Source organism: Mucilaginibacter sp. OK098 (assembly GCF_900142915.1).
GTDB lineage: Bacteria > Bacteroidota > Bacteroidia > Sphingobacteriales > Sphingobacteriaceae > Mucilaginibacter.
In genome coordinates this window covers 20,980-27,447 of sequence record NZ_FRCM01000017.1, presented here as the reverse complement: position 1 = coordinate 27,447, position 6,468 = coordinate 20,980, and the positions used below count along the sequence as shown (strand labels likewise).

Annotated in this window: 7 protein-coding genes; 4 read left to right on the top strand and 3 right to left on the bottom strand. The window is 40.5% G+C overall.

Annotated elements, in window-relative coordinates; translation table 11 throughout:
• The coding region (locus BUE31_RS30405; RefSeq protein ID WP_143167315.1) for a T9SS type B sorting domain-containing protein at positions 1 to 590 on the top strand (590 nt) is incomplete at its 5' end.
• An 80-nt stretch (positions 591 to 670) separates the two neighbouring features.
• On the opposite strand, the gene pdxA is transcribed toward BUE31_RS30405, so the two are convergent.
• On the bottom strand, positions 671 to 1,732 hold the full coding sequence (gene pdxA / locus BUE31_RS30400; protein ID WP_073407697.1) for a 4-hydroxythreonine-4-phosphate dehydrogenase PdxA: 1,062 nt from the start codon (positions 1,730 to 1,732) through the stop codon (positions 671 to 673).
• Positions 1,733 to 1,930: 198 nt separating this feature from the next.
• Here pdxA and rsmA point away from each other — a divergent pair, with 198 nt between their 5' ends.
• Complete coding sequence (gene rsmA, locus BUE31_RS30390) at positions 1,931 to 2,710, top strand: 16S rRNA (adenine(1518)-N(6)/adenine(1519)-N(6))-dimethyltransferase RsmA (RefSeq protein WP_073407695.1); 780 nt, start codon at positions 1,931 to 1,933, stop codon at positions 2,708 to 2,710.
• 154 nt (positions 2,711 to 2,864) lie between these two features.
• Here rsmA and BUE31_RS30385 read toward each other — a convergent pair whose 3' ends face one another.
• Complete coding sequence (locus tag BUE31_RS30385) at positions 2,865 to 3,422, bottom strand: EcsC family protein (RefSeq protein WP_234997940.1); 558 nt, start codon at positions 3,420 to 3,422, stop codon at positions 2,865 to 2,867.
• Between the two features lie 164 nt (positions 3,423 to 3,586).
• On the opposite strand from BUE31_RS30385, the gene BUE31_RS30380 reads away from it, so the two are divergent.
• Complete coding sequence (locus tag BUE31_RS30380) at positions 3,587 to 4,513, top strand: NAD(P)-dependent oxidoreductase (RefSeq protein WP_073407693.1); 927 nt, start codon at positions 3,587 to 3,589, stop codon at positions 4,511 to 4,513.
• Between the two features lie 106 nt (positions 4,514 to 4,619).
• Here the strand turns inward: BUE31_RS30380 and panC are convergent, their stop codons facing one another.
• The gene (panC, locus tag BUE31_RS30375) at positions 4,620 to 5,462 is read right to left on the bottom strand and encodes a pantoate--beta-alanine ligase (RefSeq protein ID WP_317042452.1); all 843 of its coding nucleotides are present in this window, start codon (positions 5,460 to 5,462) and stop codon (positions 4,620 to 4,622) included.
• Between the two features lie 154 nt (positions 5,463 to 5,616).
• Here panC and BUE31_RS30370 point away from each other — a divergent pair, with 154 nt between their 5' ends.
• On the top strand, positions 5,617 to 6,441 hold the full coding sequence (locus BUE31_RS30370; RefSeq protein WP_073407692.1) for a glycogen/starch synthase: 825 nt from the start codon (positions 5,617 to 5,619) through the stop codon (positions 6,439 to 6,441).
• The last annotated feature ends 27 nt before the right edge of the window (positions 6,442 to 6,468 follow it).

Genomic DNA, 6,468 nt, shown 5'->3' with positions numbered 1-6,468 from the left:
TAGTGCTGACCACTGTATCGGGGGCGGATTATAAGGATTATACGTCAACGGTGAATAATTCGGTAAGCTCGGTTATGATAACACCAACGGCAGCGGATCCTACCGCTACCATAACGGTAAATAATGTAGCGGTAGTGTCAGGCACAGCATCAGACCCGATCACGCTGAATGTAGGAGGTAACACCATAACCACGAGCATAACAGACGGCGTCACCACCAATACATATAGTATAGTGATAACCAGGCAGGCACCTGCGGTACTTGCATCCTTGTATGATGATAAGCAAACGGCTCCTGTTACCGTAAATGAAGTAGTGGTGCATCAGAATGTATCGCCCAACGGCGACGGCAAAAGCGACTACCTGCAGATAGACGGGATCAGCGCTTACCCGGATAACACGCTGCAGATCATGAGTCGCAGTGGTACGCTGGTATACGAGGTGAAAGGCTATGATAATACATCAAAAGTATTTGATGGGCATAGCACCAATGGTAAACTACAACAGGCGGGCACTTATTTTTACTCGTTAGAATACAAGGATGGTACTGATACCAAACATAAAACAGGATACTTAGTGTTGAAGTATTAAGCTTGAAAGGTAAATTATAGAGAGATCAGAGATTAGTTGTTTTTTTAACTAACCTCTGGTCTCTAATTACTGCAAACCAATTAATCCCTGTCGCGGCTAAGTTTGGAAATTACCAGTGGGTTTTCATGAAGCTCAAGGGTCTCACGGCGATGGTTAACAATATGAATGGCGGTAAACAAAGCCTCGCGGAACGAGATCTCCGACGCCTGGTTTTTTCCGGCAATATCATAAGCCGTGCCATGATCAGGCGAGGTACGTACAAAATTTAAGCCGGCAGTAAAGTTTACGCCCGATTCAAACGCTATATGTTTAAATGGGATCAGGCCCTGGTCGTGGTACATGGCCAGCACAGCATCAAACTGTAAATAGGTTCCGTTTGCAAAAAAGCCATCGGCAGAGTATGGGCCAAAAGCCAGTATATTATTATTCCGGGCCTCTTCAATTGCCGGGGTAATTGTTGTTTGTTCTTCATTGCCGATTAGGCCGTTATCGCTGGCGTGCGGGTTTAAACCCAGCACCGCAATTTTAGGCTTACGGATCCAGAAATCATTACGCAGGCTGGCATCCATCAACTTAAGCTTTGCAACAATCTTTTCTGTAGTAATGCTTTCCGAAACTTTAGAAATCGGGATGTGCCCGGTAACTACGCCAACACGCAAAGTATCGCTCACTAAAAACATTAACGACTCGGCTGCACCGTCTTTTTCCTGTAAATACTCGGTATGGCCGGGAAAGTTAAATTGCTCGCTCTGGATGCTGTCTTTATTAATGGGCGCGGTAACCAATGCATCAATATGCCCGTTTATCAGGTCGCTGGTTGCCCGCTCTAACGACAGGAAACCATATTTACCAACATCGTTATTTGCTATACCGGGTTCAATTTTTACATCTTCTTCCCAGCAATTGATCATATTGGGTTTTTTATGTTCCTTTTTGGTTTCGGATGCATTGTTGATCACAAAAAAGTTAAGGTCCTCTACCTGGGTAGTGCGGCGGTAAAATGATGCCAGCTTTGTATGGCCATAAACAATGGGGATGCAATAATCATAAATGCGGCTATCGGCCAAAGTTTTTATAATTATCTCTAACCCTATGCCGTTTACATCGCCTATGCTGATTCCTATTTTAATTTTTTCGCTCATTGTATGATATGATTACACTGATTGAATTATGATTACACCGATTTTTTGGAGATACATAATTTAACAGTTTTGTTGGTTTGGCTTTCAGCTTTTTGCCTTGAGCTTTCAGCTTTAACCATACAAATAAAAAGATTTTAAGCTTATAGTTTCTTATTAAAGCACAAATATGCCTTAATTTGCTCAAATATTTGATTAATAATGACATTGGTAAGAGCAAAAAAACATTTAGGGCAGCATTTTCTTACTGATAAAAATATTGCCGCTAAAATAGTGGAGAGCCTTAGGCCGGCTAACGGATATAGCCAGGTGCTTGAGGTCGGGCCAGGCATGGGCATCCTGTCTGATTTTTTACTGCAAAAAAGTGAGCTGGAAGTTTCACTAATAGATATTGATACAGAATCGTACCTGTACCTTCAAAAAAAATACCCGGCTTTAGGCAAAAGGCTTATTAATGCGGATTTTTTGGAGATGGATTTTGCTGCGTTCTTTAACGGCCCGATGGCAATTATCGGCAACTTTCCATATAATATATCATCACAAATATTATTCAAAGTGCTTGATAACAGGCAGCAGGTTGTTGAGGTGGTTGGCATGTTCCAAAAAGAGGTGGCCGAGCGTTGTAATTCAAAACCGGGCAGCAAGGAGTATGGGATCCTCAGCGTGTTTTTGCAAGCCTATTACAAGGTTGAATATTTGTTTACAGTAAAGGCAGGGGTATTTAATCCGCCGCCAAAAGTGTTATCAGCGGTAATAAGGCTAACCCGAAATAAAACAGAAGCTTTAGGCTGCGATGAAAAATTATTCTGGCAGGTGGTAAAGGCAGGCTTTAACCAACGCCGTAAGACATTGCGCAATGCGGTATCATCATTAATAAACAAGGAAAAAATGACTGATGAACCATTGCTTGACCTTAGGGCTGAAAGATTAAGCGTGGATGATTTTGTGAAACTGACGAATATGATTATGGCAAACAGGTAAAAGAAGTTCATAGTTGATGGTTCATAGTTCATGATAGCTGCTAAGGAAACTTACGAAGTTTAACTCGGGGTTATATATTGTTTAACGGCCTCGTTGAGGGCTTTGCCGTTTTAAAACTTCGTAAGTTTTATTTCTTTCGACTATGAGCCATGAACTATGATCCATCAACTAAAATAACAATTGGTTCAGTATGCATTTTCTTTATTGATGACGCCATGCGTTTTATAAAAAAATAGTTTGCGGTGCCGCCAATAACCGCACCAACTACTGGTACCAGTCTTTCGGCAGTTCGGGTACCCAATACCATTAACATTTTTTCAGCAACACCCTCCATCATGGTTTTGGTAAGGGTAACACCGGCATCTACTTTAAGTGAAGTTGCTATGAACGACATAAATTCTTCAAAGCCTATTTGGTAACTGCCCTTATTGTGGTACATGATAGCCATGGTAACCCTGAATTGCTGCGTTAATAAGTTGACAAAATCAAGCGGAACACCTATCACCATAGTTAGCATCCCACCCGTGCCTGATATAACGCCTGATCCCGCTGCCAGGTAAGCACATTGCTCAATAAACTTATCTATCCCCATTTTATCAACGCCTTTTTTAATGTTGAGCTGATCAATGCGGTCAAATATTTGCTTAAAGCCTTTATTCGAAAGCCTGCTGGCCTGTATTTTCATGCCGGCTCCCATTTTCTTAAATTTCATTAGCTTCATTTTTTGTGGGATAATCCTGAATATAATACAATACTATTAACGTGCCGGTTTTAAAAAATGCATAAAATGTCATCTTTTTTTAATAAACCTTTGTATCAATGTTAATTAAACCGAGCATTTTATAATTTTACACCCTAATATAAATTATTAAGTAGTTGAAAAATAATATTCTTATTGTTGATGATATCCATCCTGTGTTTATGGAGATGGCTGCTGCCAAAGGTTATCAATGTGATTATAAACCCACAATAAAGCCCGACGAGGCTCTGCAGATCCTGGGTGACTATGCCGGGATGGTTATCCGCTCAAAGTTTAATGTTAATAAACAGGTTATTGATATTGCCAGGAACCTGCGCTTTGTTTGCCGTGCAGGCGCCGGAATGGATAATATTAATGAAGCATACGCTGCCGAAAAAGGTATAACATTAATAAACGCGCCCGAAGGCAATATGGATGCTGTTGGTGAACACGCCGTAGGCTTATTACTGGCCCTTATGAACAATTTTAACACTGCTGACGATCAGATCCGTGCCGGAAGCTGGCGGCGTGAGCCAAACCGGGGATATGAGCTGAAGGGCCGCACGGTGGGTATTGTAGGCTATGGGTTTATGGGTAAAAGTTTTGCTAAAAAACTGTCGGGGTTTGAGGTAAATGTAATTGCTTATGATAAATATAAAACCGGCTTTAGCGATAAATATGCCCGGGAAGTAAGCATGGAAGAAATTGTAAAGCATAGCGATGTGTTAAGCCTGCACATTCCGTTAACTGCAGAAACAGATGGTTTGGTAAGCGAAGAATATTTATTTCATTTTAAAAAGCCTATATTTTTTATAAATACCTCCCGTGGTAAAACCGCTAAGGTACGGGCGGTAATTGATGCAATAAAGCAAGGTAAAGTTTTAGGTGCAGGTCTTGATGTGCTTGAGGTTGAGAAGTTTCCAGCACTTGCCGAACAGGAGTGGTTTGACGAACTAAAACAATCAGGCAAGGTAATTCTTACCCCTCACGTTGCCGGCTGGACGTTTGAATCGTACAGAAAGATAAGTGAAGTGATGGGGCAAAAGTTGCCTTTTAGTTCATAGTTGATGGTTCATAGTTCATAGCCGAAAAAGAGGCAAGACATTGAGAGTCAAGAAATAAGAAACCGCGATAAGCATTAACTGCGAACTATTTTGTAGCTGCCATGAACTATGAACTCAACACCACATTATCAATCAGTCTTGTCTTACCCACTTGGGCAGCTACAAGGGCCACGATGCTTTTAGTGGCCTCATCTGCGGGATGGAGGGTGTCACCATCGGCAATTGCAAAATAATCAAGCTCAACGCCGGGTTCGGCGTTTATCAATAGTTCGGCTTCTTTTTTTAATGTTGGGATGTTATGGCTGTTGAAATTGGTTTTTAACCAGTTCAGCGTTTTTGAAAGGATCAATGCATGTTGCCTGTCGTCAGGCGTTAAATGGATATTCCTTGAACTCATTGCCAGGCCGTCGGTTTCGCGCTTTATGGGGCACATCACCAGCTTAACCGGCATATTCAGCATAGTAACCATTTTACTGATTATCAAAAACTGCTGGTAATCTTTTTGGCCAAAGTAGGCAGTATCGGGAGTAACAATATTAAAAAGCTTGTTAACTATTTGGGTAACGCCCTGGTAATGGCCCGGCCGGAACTCGCCTTCAAGCAAATGTTCGGTTTCGCCTATGTTTAAATGCCAATGTTCATTATCATCATACATCTCATTTACCTCTGGATAGAACAATATATCGCACTTAACCTGCTCCAGCAGTTTAATGTCGGCTTCAATAGTACGGGGATATTTCTCCAGGTCTTTAGGATCATTAAACTGGCTGGGATTCACAAAAATGCTGCATACAATCACATCATTTTGTTGCTGTGCCAGTTCAATTAATGAAAGGTGGCCATGGTGCAGAGCGCCTAGAGTAGCCACAAAACCAACAGTTTGGTTTAAGGCTTTTATTTGCTGCAAATATTGCTGTAGAGATTTCTTAGTAGTAAATGTTTTCAACACAAATGAAATTACATAATTGGGGCAAAGTTGTACAAATGATTAATATTTACCAAAAGTTACTTGCATAATTGGTTGCCAGTTCATATAATAATGCTTATATTTGCAAACTCAATTTTTTTGGACTTCTTTATATAAATTAAATACTGATATAGTGATGGGTAAATCTAAGCTTTTGTTTATAACTCACGAAATGTCTCCTTTCCTTGAACTCTCAAAAATTTCTGAAATTACGCGCCAGCTTCCTCAAGCTATGCAGGAAAAAGGTTACGAGATCCGTATCCTTATGCCGCGTTTTGGAAATATCAATGAGCGCAGGAACCGGTTACACGAGGTGATCCGTTTATCGGGAATGAACATTATCATTAATGATAATGACAATCCGTTAATTATTAAAGTTGCTTCTATCCCTGCCGCACGAATGCAGGTTTATTTTTTAGATAATGAAGAGTATTTTCAGCGTAAACATGTATTTGCCGATAAAGACGGTAAATTTTATGCTGATAATGATGAGCGCATGATCTTCTTTTGCAAGGGTGCTTTAGAAACCGTTAAAAAGTTAGGCTGGGCTCCTGATGTAATTCACTGCCATGGCTGGATGAGCGCTTTAGTGCCTGCTTATCTAAAAACAACCTATAAAGACGATCCTACATTTAAAAACTCAAAGGTTGTTTATTCTATTTATCAAAACGACTTTACAGAACAACTGGATGCTGATTTTGCTCAAAAAGCCGTAATGGGCGATATGACCGAAAAACATACGGAGGTTTACAAACCCGGAAGTAACGCCGCACTTTATGCCGGCGCTATTCAATACAGTGACGGAATAGTTTTGGCAGGCGAGAATATAGACGAGGATGTGTTAAATAATGTTAAAAACAGCAATAAATCGGTTTTAGAATTCGAATCTACCGCAGATTTCGAAAATTATTACAATTTTTACGACGAAATTGCCAATGAAGAATTGGCACATGTTGTATAAGCTTTGAGATCATATATGAAATTTTTC